The organism is Pseudomonas yamanorum (assembly GCF_900105735.1).
In the GTDB taxonomy this organism is placed as follows: Bacteria; Pseudomonadota; Gammaproteobacteria; order Pseudomonadales; family Pseudomonadaceae; genus Aquipseudomonas; species Aquipseudomonas yamanorum.
On record NZ_LT629793.1, the window covers coordinates 2,615,561 to 2,633,113 of the forward strand.

Consider the following 17,553-nt stretch of genomic DNA (forward strand, 5'->3'; position numbering starts at 1 on the left):
GGGGCTTTTTGTTGGGCCTTGATTACAGCGTGGAACGCACTCGCCACAACTCGGGGAACAGCACGGTGTCGAGCATCTTGCGCAGGTAACCCACGCCTTCGGTGCCGCCCGTACCTGGCTGGAAACCGATGATCCGCTCTACAGTGGTGACGTGGCGGAAGCGCCACTGACGGAAGGAATCTTCCAGGTCGATAAATTTTTCGGCCAGTTGGTACAGGTCCCAATAACGGCTCGGGTCGCGATAAACCTCGCGCCACGCTGCCTCCACGGATTCATCGTGAACCGTCGGCGCCGTCGGGTCGCGTTCGGCGCGCTTGGGGTCGATCGCCAGGCCGGCCTTGGCCATCAGGTTGATCGCCTCGTCATACAGCGACGGCGTGGCAATCGCCACTTTCAGCTCGTTCAACAGGTCCGGACGATGGGCGTGGGGCCGCAACAGCGCCGCGCTTTTATTGCCAAGGATGAATTCGATTTCCCGGTACTGGAACGACTGGAAGCCCGACGACTGGCCCAGGTACGGGCGAATCGACTTGTACTCCGACGGCGTCATGGTCGCCAGCACTGCCCAGGCGTGCACCAGTTGGTCAAAGATCCGCGACACCCGCGCCAGCATTTTGAACGCCGGTGGCAACTCACCCAGGCGCACGTGTTCGCGGGCGGCCTTGAGTTCGTGGAGCATCAGTTTCATCCACAGCTCGGAGGTCTGGTGCTGGATGATAAACAGCATCTCGTTGTGGTCCGGCGACAGCGGGTGCTGGGCGCTGAGCACTTTGCCCAGGTCCAGGTAGTCGCCATAGCTCATGGACTCGGAAAAATTCAGCTCGGCGTTATGCCATTCTTCCGGCGGCTGGTAGTCAGGGGAGAAAGGACACTGGCTCATCGCGTGGGCTCCTTGAGCGGGCGGAGAATGGCTCGTACCGGACTGGCATCGAGGTTGGCGAAACGCAGCGGCAGCGCGATCAACTCGTAATCGCCCTCCGGTACGTCGTCGAGGACGATGCCTTCGAGAATCGCCATGCCATGACGGGCGACGGCGTTGTGGGAATCCATGGTCTTGGACTGCTGCGGGTCCAGGGACGGCGTGTCGATGCCGATCAGGCGCACACCGAGGTTGGCCAGCAGCTCGACGGTTTGCGGGGCGACGGCGGTGAAATTCGAATCCCAGGTATCCAGTGGCGCCTGTTGATAAGTGCGCAGCAGCACCCGCTCCGGCAGGTTCTCCAGGCGGCCTTCCAGTTGATGTGGCTGCACCAGCGCGCCGCTGTCCAGGCAATACAGCACCCGACACGGGCCCATGTACACATCCAGGGACACTTCACCGATGGGCGCACCGTCAGCGCTGTAGTGCAACGGCGCGTCCACATGGGCGCCGGTGTGGGGCGACAGGGTGATGCGTCCGACATTCACCGGGCACTCGGGGCCGAACTGCCAGACCCGCTCTTCCTGAAACGGCGTATCACCCGGCCAGGTCGGGGTCGCGGTGCTCAAGGGCGGGCTGATGTCCCACCACGTTTTTATTGGATTCATTTCAAGGCTCTCGGTCGTTACTGGGGTGAATGATACGAGGGCCAGCTGTAAATATTCTTGCGAATTCCAGCGCAAAGCGGGAAATCTTTCGCACTTACTGCGAGGAAATGGCTGATTGGTGATTGGATGTTTCAATCCGCGCACCTGCGCTTCTGGGCATCCCGATGTCGAGTTCAGACCACTGGTGGGCCGCCCAAGGCGATAGGGTTCGGACTCCCTCCCACTGCCTCGGAATCATCATGTCCAAGCCGATCACCGTACTGCGCGACACCCACCCACTGCCGGTGCTGGACGCCTGCAAATGGGAAAAACTCGAAGGCGACCCCCACACCGTCAACCTCAATGCCTACACCAGCGAAGACGGCAGCAAGATCATGGGCACCTGGATCTGCACCCCGGGCAAATGGCGGGTGGAGTATGTGAAGTGGGAATACTGCCACTTCCAGGAAGGCTACTGCGTGATCACCCCGGACGGCCTGGAGCCGATCCATTTGCGAGCTGGGGATATCTTTGTGGTGGAGCCGGGAATGAAAGGGACGTGGGAAGTGGTCGAGACGGTGCGTAAGTATTTTGTGTTTGCCTGACGGCCAAAAACCCGGGAACCCGCTTGAGGCGGGTTCCCGGAAAATCCCCTATTGGGGCTTGCGATAGCTGTTGATGATCGCCGAGAAGTCCTTGCCCCCTTCCCCACGCTGGCTCATCGATTGATACAACTGCTGCGCCACTGCGCCGAGGATCACCGGCTGGTGCGCCTGGCGGGCGGCTTCAGTGGCCAGCCCAAGGTCCTTGAGCATCAGTTCCGCACCAAACCCACCGGTATAACCCCGGGACGACGGCGCCGTTTCGATAATCCCGGGCCATGGGTTATAGGTGTCCGAACTCCAGCAGCGTCCGGTGGAACTGTTGATAATTCCCGCTAGCACTTGGGTGTCGATACCCAGCGCATCGCCCAGGGCCATGGCTTCGCTGACGCCGACCATGGTGATACCCAGCAGCAGGTTGTTGCAGATCTTGGCGATTTGCCCGGTGCCGACTTCGCCGCAATGGACGATGTTACGGCCCATCTGCGCCAATACCGGTTGCAGAGTGGCGAACAGTTCCGGCGTGGCGCCGACCATGAAGGTCAGCGTCCCGGCCTGGGCACCGCCGGTGCCGCCGGACACCGGGGCATCGGCCATCACCACGCCTTGTTTTGCTGCCGCCGCGGCTACATCGCGGGCGGTCTGCGGGTCGATGGTGCTGCAATCCACCGCTGGCACGCCTTTGCCGATGCCGGCCAGCACGCCATCTTCACCGAGCCATACGCTGCGCACATGGGCCGCAGCCGGGAGCATGGTCACTACCAGCTCGGCGCCTTCTGCTGCCGCGCGCGGTGAGGCGCTGATGGTGCCGCCCAGCTCGGCCAGTTCCTTGAGCACGGCCTGGTTCAGGTCGAACAGGTTCAGCGCATGGCCAGCCTTGATCAGGTTGCGCGCCATCGGCGCGCCCATGTTGCCCAGGCCGATAAATGCAATCTTCATGGTCGTCTCCTCGATCAGCGCAGATTGATGGTGGTGTTGACGCCATCGTTGACGCTGTCGTCGTCGAACCAGCGGCTGGTGACGGTTTTGGTCTGGGTATAGAACTGCACCACTTGCTTGCCGTACGGGCCAAGATCACCGAGTTTCGAACCACGGGAGCCGGTGAAGCTGAAGAACGGCACCGGCACGGGGATCGGGATGTTGATGCCGACCTGGCCGACGTCAATTTCGCTCTGGAATTTACGCGCCGCCGCGCCACTCTGGGTGAACAGGCCGGTGCCGTTACCGAACGGGTTGGCGTTGACCAGGGCGATGGCTTGGTCGAGGGTGTCGACTTCCAGCACCACCAGCACCGGGCCGAAGATTTCCTGGGTGTAGATCTGCATGTCGGTGGTCACGCCGGAGAACAGGGTGGGGCCGACGAAGTTGCCGTCCTCGAAACCTGGAACCTTGATGCCACGGCCATCCAGTTCCAACTTGGCACCTTCTTTCACGCCGCTTTCGATCAGGTCGAGAATACGTGCCTTGGCGCGCTTGGAGATCACCGGGCCCACATCGGTACCGGCTTCGCTGCCGGCATTCACCTTGAGTTTTTGCGCCAGGGCCTTGAGGTCCGGCAGCCATTGCTTGGCCGCGCCCACCAGCACCACCACGGAAGTCGCCATGCAACGCTGGCCAGCCGCGCCGAAACCGGCACCGACCAGGGCGTTCAGGGTTTGCTCGCGATTGGCGTCCGGCAGCACCACGGCGTGGTTCTTGGCGCCCATCATCGATTGCACGCGCTTGCCGTGTTTACCGGCAAGGTCGTAGACGTGAGTCCCCACGGCGGTCGAGCCGACGAAGGACACCGCCTTGATGTCTTTGTGGGTGCACAACGCATCCACCACATCCTTGCCGCCGTGAACCACGTTCAGCACACCGGCTGGCACGCCGGCTTCGAGCGCCAGCTCAACCAGCAGCAGGGTCGACAGCGGATCCTGCTCAGAAGGTTTCAGTACGAAGGTGTTACCGCAGGCAATGGCCATCGGGAACATCCACAGCGGAATCATCGCCGGGAAGTTGAACGGGGTGATGCCCGCGCACACGCCGATCGGCTGGCGCAGGGTGTAGGTATCCACACCGCCCGCGACGTTTTCAGCGAATTCGCCCATCTGCAGGGTGCCGATGGAGCACGCATGCTCGACCACTTCCAGGCCACGGAAAATATCGCCTTCCGCGTCGGCAATGGTCTTGCCCTGCTCGGCGCTAAGGACCACGGCGATGCGCTTGGAGTGCTCGCGGATCAAGGCTTGCAGCTTGAGCATGATGCGCATGCGCGCACCGATCGGCGTCAGCTTCCAGGTCTGGAAGGCGCGATGGGCGGCGTCAATGGCAGCGTTGACTTCTGCTGGGGTGGAAAACGGCACACGGGCCAGTACTTGCTGGGTAGCGGGGTTGACGATGTCTTGCCATTCAGTGGTCTTGGACTCGACCCACTCGCCGTTGATCAGCAGCTTGACCTGTTGCACGGAAATATCGGCAGATGCGTTCATGTGGTCTCCAATTCTTGTAGGTATGCAGAGAACCAAGGCGTTGAATCGCCTTGAGGATGAGGCGTTCGGACTGTTTTTGGAGTATAGATGTGCAAACTTCTAATAAGAACGCACATAAAAGCCGGTCCAATATGCAAAAAAACATCACGTCATTAGGCTCCCTGAACTGGGATGACCTGAAGTTTTTCCTCGAAGTCGCCCGCACCCGCAAGGCCAGCGTCGCCGCCAAGCGCCTGGCGGTGGACTACACCACCGTGTCGCGGCGCATTACCTCCCTTGAAGGATCCTTGGGCACTCTGCTGTTTGAAAAATCCCGGACCAACGGCTTCGTATTGACCACCGAAGGCCAGCGTCTGCTGGGTTACGCCGAGTCCATCGAAAGCACCTTGCACATGGCCTGCGAACAGGTTTCCGGCTCCGGCGTGGCGTTGTCAGGCCACGTGCGCATGGGCTGCACCGAGGGTTTCGGCAGCTTCTTCGTCACCCCGCAACTGAGCCACTTCGTCGACACCTACCCGGCGATCTCCGTGGACATCCTGCCCCTGCCCCACTTCATCAGCCTGTCCAAGCGCGAGGCGGATATCGTCATTGCTCTTGAGCGGCCGGAGCATGGGCCCTACGTGTGCTGCAAACTGTGCGACTACAAGCTGCAGTTGTACGCGACCCAGGAATACCTGGACCAGCACCCGCCCATCCAGCGCGCAGCGGACCTGGCCGAGCATCCGTTTATCAGCTACGTGGATGATTTGGCGTTCAGTTCAGAGCTGTTGTACCTGGCGAATGTGGTGCCCGGCGCCAGCGCGAGCTTGCGCAGTACCAGCGTGATTGCGCAGTACGTGGCGGCGCAGCAAGGGCGCTCGCTGGCGATCCTGCCGTGCTTTTTGGCAGCGCAGGATCCGCGGTTGCTGCCGGTGCTGGGCAAGGAGATCAACATTACGCGGCAGTTCTGGATGTACTGCCGCGAGGATTTGAGGAAGTTGAAACGGATCACCCTGCTGTGGGATTACATCCGTGAGGTGACGGAGCAGAATCAGCCGTTGTTGATGGGGGAAACGCGGGAGATGGTGTTTGCGGATTAAATAAACTGTGGGAGCCGGGCTTGCCCGCGATAGCAGTGTGTCAGTCACCCAATACATCAACTGATACACCGCTATCGCGGACAAGCCCGGCTCCCACATTGATTGCATTCCAACTCGAATTGCCCGAAAGCCAGACTAGTCCGCAATTACCACAATCGACACCCGGCGATTCTCGGTGCGCCCCGCCGCTGTCGCGTTGGACGCCACCGGCTCGCTGCTGCCCAGCCCGCGCAGTTGTACGTTTTCCTCCTTCATGCCAACGCCTGCCAACACGTGCGCGACGCTTTTGGCCCGGCGCAGGGAAAGTTGCTGGTTGTAGGTTTCCTTGCCCGAGGCGTCGGTGTGACCGTCAACCCGCACGCGTTCAATACCCACACCCATCAGCGCCTTGCCGATGCGCTGGACGATCTCGGTGCTGGGGGCATTCAGGCTTTCGACATCGCTGCCAAACAGTACCTTGCCCGACAGGCCGAAGGCCCAGCCCTCGTCAGTCAGTTCGAAGCCTTGCTGTTTGAGCACGGCGATTTGCGCCGGTGTAAGGCCTTTGGGCGGCGGTGTCTGGCAGCCACTCAGGGCGAGCAAGGCCACGAGCAAGGTGATGAATAAAAAGCGTGCGGTCGAGAACAAGGGATCAACTCCTGTGTTGAACGTTGGCGGCGGGAGACTCGGATTCCGCCGTTTGCTGACCACCCTGGGAGAGCCGTTTGGCCTGGTACATCGCCGCGTCGGCGGCGTTGAGCAGGTTACCGGGGGTGGCGCCATGATCAGGGTAGACGGCGATGCCGATACTGAGTGAGGTCAATACGTGGGCGTCGCCGGGCAGCGCAATGGGCGCGTCCATGCTGGCGATGATTTTTTCGGCAATGCGCTGGGCGTCCTCGAGTCTGTGCAGAGGTGACAGCAAAATGGCGAATTCATCGCCGCCCAGGCGTGCCACCAAATCGTCTTCGCGCAGTTGCGCACGAATGCGCGTGGCCACTGCCACCAATACTGCATCGCCAGCGGCATGGCCGAAGTTGTCGTTGATGTCTTTGAAGCGGTCGCTGTCCAGGAACAATACCGCCACTTTCTCGTTGAGCTTGGCGGCGCTGCGCAAGGCGCGGATCAGCCGGCCTTCGAAAAACGCACGGTTGGGCAGACCGGTCAGGCTGTCGTGGCTGGCCTGGTGGGCGAGGGTTTCGTTTTCGCTTTGCAGGTGGGTCTGCCAGGCTTCCAGTTCGTCGAGCAAGGCATTGAAGTCGTTGCCCAGGCTGTCGAGTTCGGCGATTTTCGCCGGCGGTACGCGCCGGTCAAACGCTCGCTCGCTGCGGGCGGCGTGGGCCACCGAGGCCAGGCTGTGCAACGGCCCCGTGATGCCGCGTAACAGACGCCGCGCCAGGTACAGTGCAACCCAGGCGCTGAGGGCGGTGCACACCAGGATCCCGGCGAGGCCGCTGAGCAGGAAGCGCAACAGGCTGCCGCCGTGGCCTGTCAGGTGCACGCTGCCGATGACCTGGCCCTGGTGCAGGATCGGCTGGGTGATGGGCTGCTCGAGCAAGGCATGCGCCAACTGAAGCTCAATCATCGACAGCATCCCGGTTTCCGGGCGCTCCCAATGTGCCAGTTGCTTGCCTTCAACGTTGAAGACTTCGGCCTCGGCCACCTCTTCTTCTGAGGCAATCACGGCCAATGCTTCAGTGGCCGCCGCGCTGTCGTTGAACACCACCGCCGCTTCCACGGTGTAGTTGATGGAGCGGGCGATCAGGTGCAGGTTGTGGTCGGCATACACCCGTAGCGCGAGCACGCCGAGCAGGGTCAGGGAAATACTCGCCATACCGACTGCCAGCAGCGCCAGGCTCAGGTGCCCACGCCCGATCACCGAACGCAAGGTAGGCCGCACTGGCCCTTTATCGATACTCATGACCCCGGCGCTCGACGTCGGGAAAGTTGCAGTACGCTCGGATGAATGCGCACACCGCTGCGGGCAACCGAGTCAAGGTTGACCTCGAACGACACCTGCTCGTCGGCCACCCGTAGGCAGAACAGGCTGCCCACGGTGCATTGATCGCCGCCTTCGCTGATGCTGAGCACCGGATGGCCGATCAGTGATGCGAACAGGCGGCTGCGCTCATCGCTGGTCAATTGGCCGATGTAAACGGCATCGCAGGCATTGGCGATGTCCGGATGGTCAGCCAGCAAACGCTGGACCACTACCGGACGGCCGGTAGCCTGGGTGGTGCCTTTGACCAGGTCATCGGTGTATTGGGTCGGCCCGACGATGCACAGGCGCAATTGCGCGGGTTCTACCGGCCAACGGGCGTAACTGAGGATTCCGAGGACCACCTGCGTGACCGACTTGGCTCGCTGATCAGCCATGCCGGCGAGGGGCTGGGCAAAAGCGAGAGGCGTGAAGATCCACAGAAGCGCCAACAGCAGCATTCGTCTCCAGCTCAAACTTCGCTCTGTGGGCGAGACAGCCACGTTCATGCAGCGATTCTCTTTGATCTTCTCGGGATGATGCCGCAACGATAGCACAACGGCGGAAAACCCCCGAGGCGACACCCAGGAGGATTCCGACATTTTATTAAGAAAAATCACACATTTGGATCAGAAAATTTAGATGACCCATCGGTCAGCTTCTTTATCGATCAAGTGCCCAGTTCCAGCATCAGTCCACTCAAGCGCTTCACCTTGCGACTCACCGCCTCTTCAAATACGCCCCCTCGGGGTTCGATCAGGCTGAACCAGTCCTTGGCCCGGGTGATACCGGTGTAGATCAATTCTTTGGTAAGCACCGGGTTCAGGGCATCCGGCAGAATCAGTGCGGTGTGGGTGAACTCAGAGCCCTGAGATTTGTGCACCGTCATCGCATAAACGGTTTCCACATCGTTAAGCCGGCTTGGCAGCACAAAGCGCACGCCGCCCTGCCCATCGTTACGCGGGAACGCCACGCGCAGCACCTGCGGCCCACCGTCGCTCTCGGGCAGTTTCAGGGCGATGCCGATGTCGCCGTTCATCAGGCCCAGGCCGTAATCGTTGCGGGTCATCAACACCGGGCGCCCTTCGTACCATTGCTGGTCGTTGTCGATCAGCCGGGCCTTTAGCAGCGCGGCGGTGATGCGCAGGTTCAAGCCCTCGACACCCCACGGGCCCTTGCGTACGGCGCAGAGCAACTGGAATGCATCGAAGGCTTTCAGCAGCTTTTGCGCCCAGAGCGTCCAGGCTTCGTCATCCCGTGGAGTGTCGAGGGACGGACGCGCCGTCTGCAGCAGCTTCAGGTAATAGCGATAACCGAGGGCACCTTCACCATGGCCGTCCAGCACCAGGCGCTCCAGGGCATGGTCGTGCTCGCCCTTGAGGCTGACGCAAAACAGATCGGCATGGCTGCGGGCGGCCAGCAATTTGCGGGCCTGTTCAGGGTTTTGCTGGTTGACCCAACGGGCCAATTGGCCGATGCCGCTGCCTTCGCCGAAACGCCGCGAGTAACGCAGCATCACCACTTGTTGCGCCAAGGGGTGGCTACCGTCGAGGTCTTCCTGCAAGCCGCTGGCGCCGAGGTCTTCGCCGCTGGCCTGTTGCAGCCACTGGCGGGTTTGCGGGCTGTAGAAACCGGCTTCGGCATCGCGGCACAAATCACCCAGCACCGCACCGGCTTCAACCGAGGCCAACTGGTCCTTGTCGCCCAGCAGCACGAGACGGGCATGGGGTGGTAAGGCATCCAGCAGGTTGGCCATCATTTCCAGGTCGATCATCGAGGCTTCGTCTACCACCAGCACATCCAGGGGCAACGGATTGCCGATGTGATGTCGGAAGTGTCGGGTGCCGGGCCGGCTGCCCAGCAACCGGTGAACGGTGGTTACCTGGGTCGGGATTTTTTCCTTCACCGCATCCGGCACTTTCAGCGACAGCACTTGCTGGCTGATGGACTCGGTCAAGCGCGCGGCCGCCTTGCCGGTAGGTGCCGCCAGGCGGATGCGCAACGCGCTGCCGTTCTCTACCGCGGGTGCCTGCAACAGCGCAAGCAAACGCACCACCGTGGTGGTCTTGCCGGTGCCCGGGCCGCCGGTGACGATGCTGAATGCACCGCGTGTGGCCAGGGCGCAGGCGAGTTTTTGCCAGTCGACAACGCCGTCCGGCGGGGCCTGGTCGAACAGGCGATTCAAACGCTCGGGCAGATCGTTGGCAACGCTTTCCCGGGTGGCAAGTCGCAGGCGCAGGGCGCTGTCGATACGTCGCTCGTAAGTCCAGTAGCGGCGCAAATACAGGCGTTTGCCCGACAGCACCAGTGGCCGGCTTTGCGCGTCCTCGCTGCCATCGACGGCCAGTGCCACCAGGCGGCTGGCGGCCAGGGCATGGCACCAATGGGCGCCGTCCAGGCCGTCGAGCAATTGCGATGGCAACAGCATGACGCCCGTTTGCGCATCGCCTTCGGGCGGCAGCGACAGAGCAAAGTCCGGCGCCTTGAGGGTTTCGAACAGGTCCAGGCACACATGACCGTGGCCCAGTTGGTGGCTGGTCAGGGCGGCGGCCAGCAACACCAGGGGATCAGCCTGGGGATCAAGCTCATGGAGGAAGCCGACGAAGGCTTTATCCAACGCACGCAACCAGCCGCGCTGCACCCAGAGATTGAGCAATTGCACCAGGTCGGCGGCGCGACTGAGGGGCGTCAACTCCTCAAGCGGTAACGGCGACAGGCTCATAGCAGCTCTCCTTGTTCCCAGGCGGGCTCGGCCTTGGGTGGTAGCGGTTTGCCTTGGAACAGCAGGTCCAGGCCTTCGATCAATTCCCGGGGCGGACGGGTGAAATACGCGCCCTGGCTCGCGGAATGGGTGCCGCGCAAGAACAGGTACAACGCGCCACCGACGTGGCGGTCGTAGTCGTAATCCGGCAGGCGAGCCTTAAGCTGGCGATGCAGGGCCAGCAGGTAAAGGACATATTGCAGGTCGTAACGATGATCGAGGATCGACAGTTCCATGGCCTGTTGTGTGTAGGCCGAATCGTCAGGACCGAGCCAGTTGGATTTGTAGTCAGCCACGTAGTAACGGCCTTCGTGTTCGAAGGTCAGGTCGATAAAGCCCTTGAACATGCCGTTGAGCAGCACCGGTTCGGCGGCCACGCGGGACACGCCATTGTGAGTGTGCTGGCACACCAGTTTGTCGAGCGCGAGGACATCGACCTTGTGACTGGCAAACCAGAATTCCATTTCGATCTGGTAGTGCTGCAACTCATTGAGGGCCATCTGCCCGTTGCCCAGCGGCAGCCGGGCTTGCAACAGGTGCCCGAGCCAGCCGCTGAGAGTACCGATCCAGCCTTCCCATCCACGCCGGTTACAGCGGCGGGCGACAGCATCTTCGATGGCCTCCGGAGTCACGTTGAAGCCTTCGCCGCCCGCCCATTCCAGCAAGCCGTGGAGGAAGGTGCCAGGGTTTGGCCCACGTGGGAAGCGGTGAATATCTCCACCGGAAGCCGGCACTTCGCGCGGGGCATCCGGGTCGAGGCGTTCGTCGTCGAACAGCTTCTGCGCTTGTGGGCTCTCCGGCGCTTCAAGGCTCGCAGCACTCATGCTCTCGCCGATACGCAGGGCGCTGTAGGACGCAATCCACCAGTTTTCTGCGGCCTTGCGTTTGGGCAACAGCGGCGCGAGCAAAGTGGCTTCGTTGCGCGGCGGGTGGAATATGACCGCATCGGCTTCGGGCATTTCTGCGTAATGCAGCGCCGGGCAACCTTCCTGCAGGTCGAGCAGCCAGCGGGTCAGGCCGGCGGACTCGCCCAGTGAAGCACCGCCGCCGAGCAGGTAGCCCAAGGCCGACAGGTGCAACACCGAGCTGTTGTTATTGCCGCGCTTCAGGTCTGCGATCCCCAACCAGCAAGCGTGTTTGGCGCGGGTCAGCGCCACGTAAAACAGGCGCAGGTCTTCGGCCAGGCGCTCGTCGTCGGCTTGGGCGATCAGCTCGGCGGTGGGCTTGAGGCTGACTTGGGATTTGCCGTTTGCGTCGTGGTAATGCAATGGCAAGCGGCTGCCGTCCACCGGCTTTGCCGAGCAAATAAACGGCAGGAAGACCAGGTCGTACTCCAGTCCCTTGGACTTGTGGATCGTCACTACTTTGACCAGTTGCTCATCGCTTTCCAGGCGCAGGATCTGCTCTTCACCGGCCTGAGCGGAGAGCGCGAGATGTTCGGCCAGATGGCGAATCAATGCCTGCTCGCCGTCCAGCTCCGCGGCCGCCTGTTGCAGCAATTCCGAGAGGTGCAGCAGGTTGGTCAGTACCCGCTCGCCATCGCTGCGGGTGATCAGGGTTTGCGGCAATTGGAAGTCGTGCAACAGACGACGCAGCATCGGCAGCACACCTTGGGTGCGCCAGATCGTGCGGTAGTCGCGGAACTGCATCACGCGTTTTTCCCACGCCAGTTCGTCTTGGTTCAGACGCTCCAATTCGGGTAGTGACAGGTTCAAGGTGACGCAGGCCAAGGCGGCGCGCAGCGGGCGCTCGACGTCCGGCTCGGCGCAAGCCTTGAGCCAGGCCAGAAGGTCGTGGGCTTCCTGGGCGGCGAACACCGAATCCTTATCAGACAGGTAAACGCTGCGTACGCCACGGGCAGCCAACTCACTGCGCACAGCTTGGGCTTCCTTGCCATCGCGCACCAGGATGGCGATGTCCGACGGCAGAACGCCTTTGAAGCTACCGTCTTTACTCAGGAATCCCGCAGTTCCCTGCTGGCCGCCGTTGAGTAATGCAACGATTTGGCTGGCGCAGGTCGCGGCCAGCTGTTGGCGGTAGAGCACGTTGGAGATCGGCTGGTCGGTGGGCAGGTGCCAGAGGTTCAGCGCGGGCAACGTCTGACCGTTGACCTGCAGTTGTTCCTTGCGGCCTTGAGACAATACCGACTGGAACGGCACCGGATTCGTACCGTCGGGTTCGCGGAACAGGAACGCGCCACGGCCTTTTTCGGCGCGCTGGAACACATGGTTTACCGCCTCGACCATGGCGTGGCTCGAACGGAAGTTGGTGCCCAGGGTGTGATGGCGGCCGGTGGTGGATTGGCGCGCCCGCAGATAGGTGTAGATGTCGGCACCACGGAAGGCGTAGATCGCCTGCTTCGGGTCGCCGATCAGGAACAGGCCGCTGTCGAGGTGGTTTTCTTCGATGCGGTAGATGCTGTCGAAGATGCTGTATTGCACCGGGTCGGTGTCTTGGAATTCATCGATCAGGGCGACCGGGAATTGCTCGCGGATCACACTGGCCAGGCGCTCGCCGCCGTCGGCTTGCAGGGCGGCGTCGAGGCGGATCAGCATGTCGTCGAAGCCCATTTCGGCGCGCCGGCGCTTTTCTTCTTCGAAGCGTTTTCCTACCCAGCCGGCGGCGTGTTGCAGCACGGCGGCATCCGGCGTTGGCAGGGCGTCGAGGCTGACCTTGAGGCTGGCCATGGCATCGATACCCGGATGGCGTGGTGGTTCGCCTTTCCAGGCTTCGGCCATGCCGTCGGGCGTCAGGCGGGTGAAACCAGTGCCGATGTCCAGTTGCTCAAGGGATTCATCAGCCGCCCAGGCGCTGATTTTTTCGAACCAGGGCTCGAAGTAACGCGCTTGCATCTTGCGACCATCGACGGCTTTGGCAGCGACGGCCTGGAGGCAAATGTTGCGCAACTCTTCTGCCCATTGTTGCCAGGGCGCCTTGAGCGCGACGAGGGCTTGGCGGCGTTCTTGTAGGCATTCGTTGATCAGCTCGGCGGGGTCGCGAGTTTCATCCATGGGCCGCTCGCTGTTGAACAACGCGCGTACCCGTGGCATCAGCGCTGCCGGGCCGCCCCAATTGTTGCGCACCCAGTTCAATGCGTCGTCGTGCATCGGGTAGCAGAACAATCGCCAGTAGTCGCGTAGCACTTCGCCGAGCAGGTCGCTGTGGTCGGTTTCCAGGGTCTGTGTGAACAGGCTGCCGCTGTCGAAAGCGTGTTCGCGCAGCATGCGCTGGCACCAACTGTGGATGGTCGAGACGGCCGCTTCGTCCATCCATTGGGCAGCGATGTCCAGGCGATTGGCGCAGCCGGCCCATTGTTCGGGGCTGTATTGGTCGCGCAGTTCGGCGATCAGTGCATCGGGTTCTTCGATTTCTTCACGGAAAAAACGTGCGGCTTCCGCCAGGCGGATACGGATACGTTCGCGCAGCTCTTTGGTGGCGGCATCAGTGAAGGTCACGACGAGAATTTGCGGCGGCAGCAACTCGCGGCCAAAGCCCGACTCGTCACCGCCGTGGCCAAGTACCAGACGCAGGTAAAGCGCCGAGATGGTGAACGTCTTGCCAGTGCCGGCGCTGGCTTCGATCAGCTGGCTACCCTTGAGCGGGAACGCCAGGGCCAGGGGTTTTGTGCCGCTCATGCGCTGGCCTCCGCGCTGGTGAGTGATCGCCAGGGGGCGTTGATCAACGGTCGATAGAGGGTTTCGCACCAACCCTCGAATTCTTCGCTGGCGATCAAGGCCGCGTAGTCGGGGAACTGGCGGGTGAGCGCGGGACTTTCACGGCGCTCGCCGTCGGTGGTTTGGCCGTCGCCTTCGTAGGCTTTGCTGGCGGCGGCTTGCGCTTTGGCCGGGTCGGTTTGGCCGAGCCAGGCGAACGCTGTTTTAACGGCGATCGGCAGCGGTTCGCTCATGCCGGTTTTCCAGGCGAGCAGCAGGTTACCGAGGAGCTCCTGGGCGGTGGCTTGCTCCAGCGGGGCCAATAGCAGGGTGTCGTCGCTCGCAACCAGGCCGGTGCTTAATGGCAGTCCGCAGGCACAGGCCACCAGGTGGTTCACCCACGGGCGAATCAGGCGATGCCACTTGCGGGTCTTGATCGAGCCGATGCTGTTGGGGATGGCGGTGACGCTTAGAAAGCTGCCGTCGCTGCGTTGATGCAGGCCGCTGATCCAACCTTCCAGCTGGATGCCCTGATGCTCAAAACTGATCGGCTCGGCGCTGGTGTGCGGGGTGGGCCAAAGGGCCAGGAGCTGCTGGTAACGTTGCAGCAGATCAGGCAAAGGTTCTATCAGTTCTTTACGCAGGCATTCGCCGAAACCAACCATCGGCAACAAGCCACTGCCTTGCAGGCGCAGGGCCTGGGCGTTGAGGGCTTCGTCGAGGTTGTCGGGGCGAGTGAGTGCCGCCGTGAGCAAGCTGTCGCTCAAGCTATAGCGCTGCAGTGCGTCGAGGACGAAGGGTTCTTCATCTTCCAGCGGAACTTCGGCGGCTTCGAAAAACACTTTCAGACGCTGGCTGAAGAAATGTTTGACCGGGTTGCGCAGGAAGTCTTGCAGTTGGCCGAGGCTCAGCGGTTCTTCCTGGGTGTAGGGTGCGAGGCTGTCAGTCTCGGGGAGGCTGTCCGGGGTTGCGTGGAGCAACTGCCATTCGCGGGCGTAGCTGAACAGCTCGTCACCTTCGTGGAAATAGCGGGCGCTGAAGGGCTGGAGCGGGTGTTCCTGGGTGGTGGCTTCCAGGAGGGGGTCGCCACTGGTGGTGTGCCAACCACTGGCGATGTGGTCGCGCAACTGGCCGATCAGGACGGATGCCGGGCGGTCGCTGTTGTCGCGGATGCTGCGGCCAACCCAGCTGATGTAGAGCTGGTCGCGGGCCGAGAGCAGGGCTTCGAGCAGCAGGTAGCGGTCGTCTTCGCGCCGTGATCGATCACCTGGGCGGTAGTCGCTGCCCATCAGGTCGAAGTCCAGCGGCGGTTGCGCACGCGGGTAGTCGCCGTCGTTCATGCCCAGCAGGCACACCAGCTTGAACGGGATCGCACGCATGGGCATCAGGGTGCAAAAATTGACAGCACCTGCGAGGAAGCGTTGGGACAGTCGGCCCTGGTCGAGCCCTGCCAGCCAGGCCTCACGGACTACGGTCAGGGGTAGCTCGTCGTGCAAGCCAACGGACTCGCAGGTCTCCAGCCAGGTTTCTCTCAGTTGCTCGAGTTGGCCCAGGAGGTAGTCGTCGTGCTCGTTGCTCGGGAGGAAAAACAGCTGCATCAGGTTTTGCAGGCGCTCGCCCCATTCTGTTGGCGCGGCGGGTTGTGACAGTGCCTGGTGGGCGTCGTGCAGTGCGTCGAGCAGCGCGACCAGCGGGCCGATCAAGGCAGCGTCGAGGCCGCCGATTTCATCGTAAGGCTCGATGCCGTCGCAGGCAGATCCCGTACCGACGGCGTAGCCCAGGAGCATGCGGCGCAGGCCGAAACGCCAGCTGTTTTGCTCCAGCTCCTGGGGCAAGCCGAGACCCGCACGTTGTTCGGCGTTGAGGCCCCAGCGGATGCCTGCGCCTTCGATCCAGCGGTGCAGGGTCGGCAGGTCGCGCTCCTTGATGCCGAAGCGTTCGCGCAGGGCCGGGACGTCGAGCAGGTCGAGGATTTCGCTGACCGGGAAGCGGCTGTCGGGGAGCTTGAGCAAGTGTTCGACGGCGATCAGCAATGGGTCGCGGCCGCGCTGGCCTTGGTCTGTCAGTGTGAACGGAATAAAGCGTAGGTCGCTTCTATCAAGTTGGCCGAATACGGCACGAATATGCGGCGCGTAGCTGTCGACGTCGGGGACCATGACGATGATGTCCCGTGGACGTAGCGTGGGGTCGGCGCTGAAGCGCTGGAGTAGCTGGTCGTGGAGAATTTCTACTTCGCGTTGGGCGCTGTGGGCTATGTGGAAGCGGATGGAAGTGTCGCGCTTCAGGTCGACGCTTGGCCAGAGTTCGCGGGTTTCGTTGAGCGGGCGCAGTTCGAGGATGTCGTCCTGGAGCTGGTTGAGCAAGGTGGTGGGCTCGCTCTCGCTGAACAGGTCGATACGGCCGTCGCGGAATGCCGAGCGGTAACTGTTGGGGTCGTCGTAGCTGTCCAACAGGTTGATGTAGTCGCGACCTTGTTTCCCCCAGGCAGCGAGCAGCGGGTGGGCGTGCTGGTGCAGGGTTTGTGGGTCGATGGTGACCGGCATTCCGGTTTTGCGGGCCTGGCGTTTGTATTCGTTTCGGAGCAGGTCTTTGTCGGCGACGATGTCAGACCAGTGGTGGCGACATGGGTTGTGCACGCACAGCAGCACTTGGCTGAAACGGGCGAGGCCGGCGAGCGCTTCCAGGGCTTGGGCTGGCAGGGAAGAAATGCCGAAAACGATCACGCGGGAAGGCAGGCCAACCGGGGCCTTTTCGAGGGTGTTGATGCGCTCGATAAAGCGCTGGTGAACACCGGCACGACTCTGGGCCATGCCCTCCTCTCCGACATCCAGCAGCAGGGCACGCCATAGTTCGGCTTGCCAGCAGTTGGCTGGGCTCAGGGGTTTGGATTCGCCTCGGCCATTGCGTAGTTGATGACGCCCGGCAGCCCAATCTTCCAGCCAGTCGGCACGGTAGACCTGGTATTGGTCGAACAGGTCGGCGAGGCGTTCTGCCAGTTGGTAGCGTTTGCGTAGGTCCGTGTCGTGGGTCAGGAAGCGTTGCAGGGGCTCGAAGTGGGGCTGGTCGATCAGTTCGGGGAGCAGGCGCATGAGACGCCAGGTCAGTGGGGCTTTGTCCAGCAGGGACTTGGCCGGGATTTCATCTTTGCCCAGGACCATGCGATAGAGCTGCCACATGAAGCTGCCGGGAAGTTGTACGTCGATTGCGGCAGCGATGCCGCAGCCGCCCATGTCGTCATCTTCAGGGTCTTCGGCCAGCGCCAGTTTGAGCCATTGGGCAATGCCGTTGCTTTGTACCAAGGCGATTTCGTTTTCGAGGGGAGCCAGCGGGTAACGACGCATCCAACTGACAACCAGGCTGCGCAGCTCATCCAGGCGGTTGCCGTGAACCACCATGAATCCAGCACTGAGGGACGTCGCATCCGGCATAACGGCTTCCTTGGGAAAAGCAAAATCGAGGGATGGACTTTAGCATTGAAGGCGGCTTCAAGCTGCAAGCGAGGTCGGCCGGAATGTTTTCGACCG

Annotated in this window: 12 protein-coding genes; 2 read left to right on the forward strand and 10 right to left on the reverse strand. The window is 62.0% G+C overall.

Features of this window, described 5'->3' with window-relative positions:
- Positions 1-22: 22 nt before the first annotated feature.
- Both kynA and kynB read right to left on the reverse strand, forming a co-directional pair.
- Positions 23-880 (reverse strand): tryptophan 2,3-dioxygenase, encoded by an 858-nt coding sequence (gene kynA / locus BLU46_RS12565; protein WP_063033266.1) that lies wholly within the window; start codon positions 878-880, stop codon positions 23-25.
- Positions 877-1,527 carry an arylformamidase gene (kynB, locus tag BLU46_RS12570; RefSeq protein WP_093202135.1) on the reverse strand — a complete coding sequence of 217 codons (651 nt, stop codon included), beginning with the start codon at positions 1,525-1,527 and terminating at the stop codon, positions 877-879. Before kynB ends, kynA begins: the two co-directional genes overlap by 4 nt.
- 239 nt (positions 1,528-1,766) lie before the next feature.
- On the opposite strand from kynB, the gene BLU46_RS12575 reads away from it, so the two are divergent.
- A complete protein-coding gene (locus BLU46_RS12575; protein ID WP_003212331.1) occupies positions 1,767-2,111 on the forward strand; it encodes a cupin domain-containing protein in 345 nt (114 codons plus the stop codon).
- A 48-nt stretch (positions 2,112-2,159) separates the two neighbouring features.
- Here BLU46_RS12575 and mmsB read toward each other — a convergent pair whose 3' ends face one another.
- The gene (gene mmsB, locus BLU46_RS12580; RefSeq protein ID WP_093202138.1) at positions 2,160-3,047 is read right to left on the reverse strand and encodes a 3-hydroxyisobutyrate dehydrogenase; all 888 of its coding nucleotides are present in this window, start codon (positions 3,045-3,047) and stop codon (positions 2,160-2,162) included.
- A gap of 14 nt (positions 3,048-3,061) precedes the next feature.
- Entirely contained in the window at positions 3,062-4,579 is a 1,518-nt protein-coding gene (locus tag BLU46_RS12585; RefSeq protein WP_093202143.1) for a CoA-acylating methylmalonate-semialdehyde dehydrogenase, read from the reverse strand.
- 131 nt (positions 4,580-4,710) lie between these two features.
- On the opposite strand from BLU46_RS12585, the gene BLU46_RS12590 reads away from it, so the two are divergent.
- Positions 4,711-5,658, forward strand: coding sequence for a LysR family transcriptional regulator (locus BLU46_RS12590; RefSeq protein WP_093202147.1), 948 nt, complete (start codon positions 4,711-4,713; stop codon positions 5,656-5,658).
- Positions 5,659-5,793: 135 nt separating this feature from the next.
- Here the strand turns inward: BLU46_RS12590 and BLU46_RS12595 are convergent, their stop codons facing one another.
- The 6 genes from BLU46_RS12595 to recC form a co-directional block, all read right to left on the reverse strand.
- Positions 5,794-6,285, reverse strand: coding sequence for an OmpA family protein (locus tag BLU46_RS12595; protein WP_063033271.1), 492 nt, complete (start codon positions 6,283-6,285; stop codon positions 5,794-5,796).
- Positions 6,286-6,289: 4 nt separating this feature from the next.
- On the reverse strand, positions 6,290-7,558 hold the full coding sequence (locus tag BLU46_RS12600) for a diguanylate cyclase domain-containing protein (protein WP_063033272.1): 1,269 nt from the start codon (positions 7,556-7,558) through the stop codon (positions 6,290-6,292).
- Positions 7,555-8,124 carry a YfiR family protein gene (locus tag BLU46_RS12605; protein WP_063033273.1) on the reverse strand — a complete coding sequence of 190 codons (570 nt, stop codon included), beginning with the start codon at positions 8,122-8,124 and terminating at the stop codon, positions 7,555-7,557. The genes BLU46_RS12600 and BLU46_RS12605 overlap by 4 nt, the downstream gene beginning before the upstream one ends.
- Before the next feature lie 161 nt (positions 8,125-8,285).
- On the reverse strand, positions 8,286-10,337 hold the full coding sequence (gene recD, locus BLU46_RS12610; protein WP_093202152.1) for an exodeoxyribonuclease V subunit alpha: 2,052 nt from the start codon (positions 10,335-10,337) through the stop codon (positions 8,286-8,288).
- Positions 10,334-14,011, reverse strand: coding sequence for an exodeoxyribonuclease V subunit beta (recB, locus tag BLU46_RS12615; protein ID WP_093202156.1), 3,678 nt, complete (start codon positions 14,009-14,011; stop codon positions 10,334-10,336). The genes recD and recB overlap by 4 nt, the downstream gene beginning before the upstream one ends.
- Positions 14,008-17,457: an exodeoxyribonuclease V subunit gamma gene (gene recC, locus BLU46_RS12620; RefSeq protein ID WP_093202160.1), complete on the reverse strand. Its 3,450-nt coding sequence runs from the start codon at positions 17,455-17,457 to the stop codon at positions 14,008-14,010. Before recC ends, recB begins: the two co-directional genes overlap by 4 nt.
- Between the last annotated feature and the right edge of the window lie 96 nt (positions 17,458-17,553).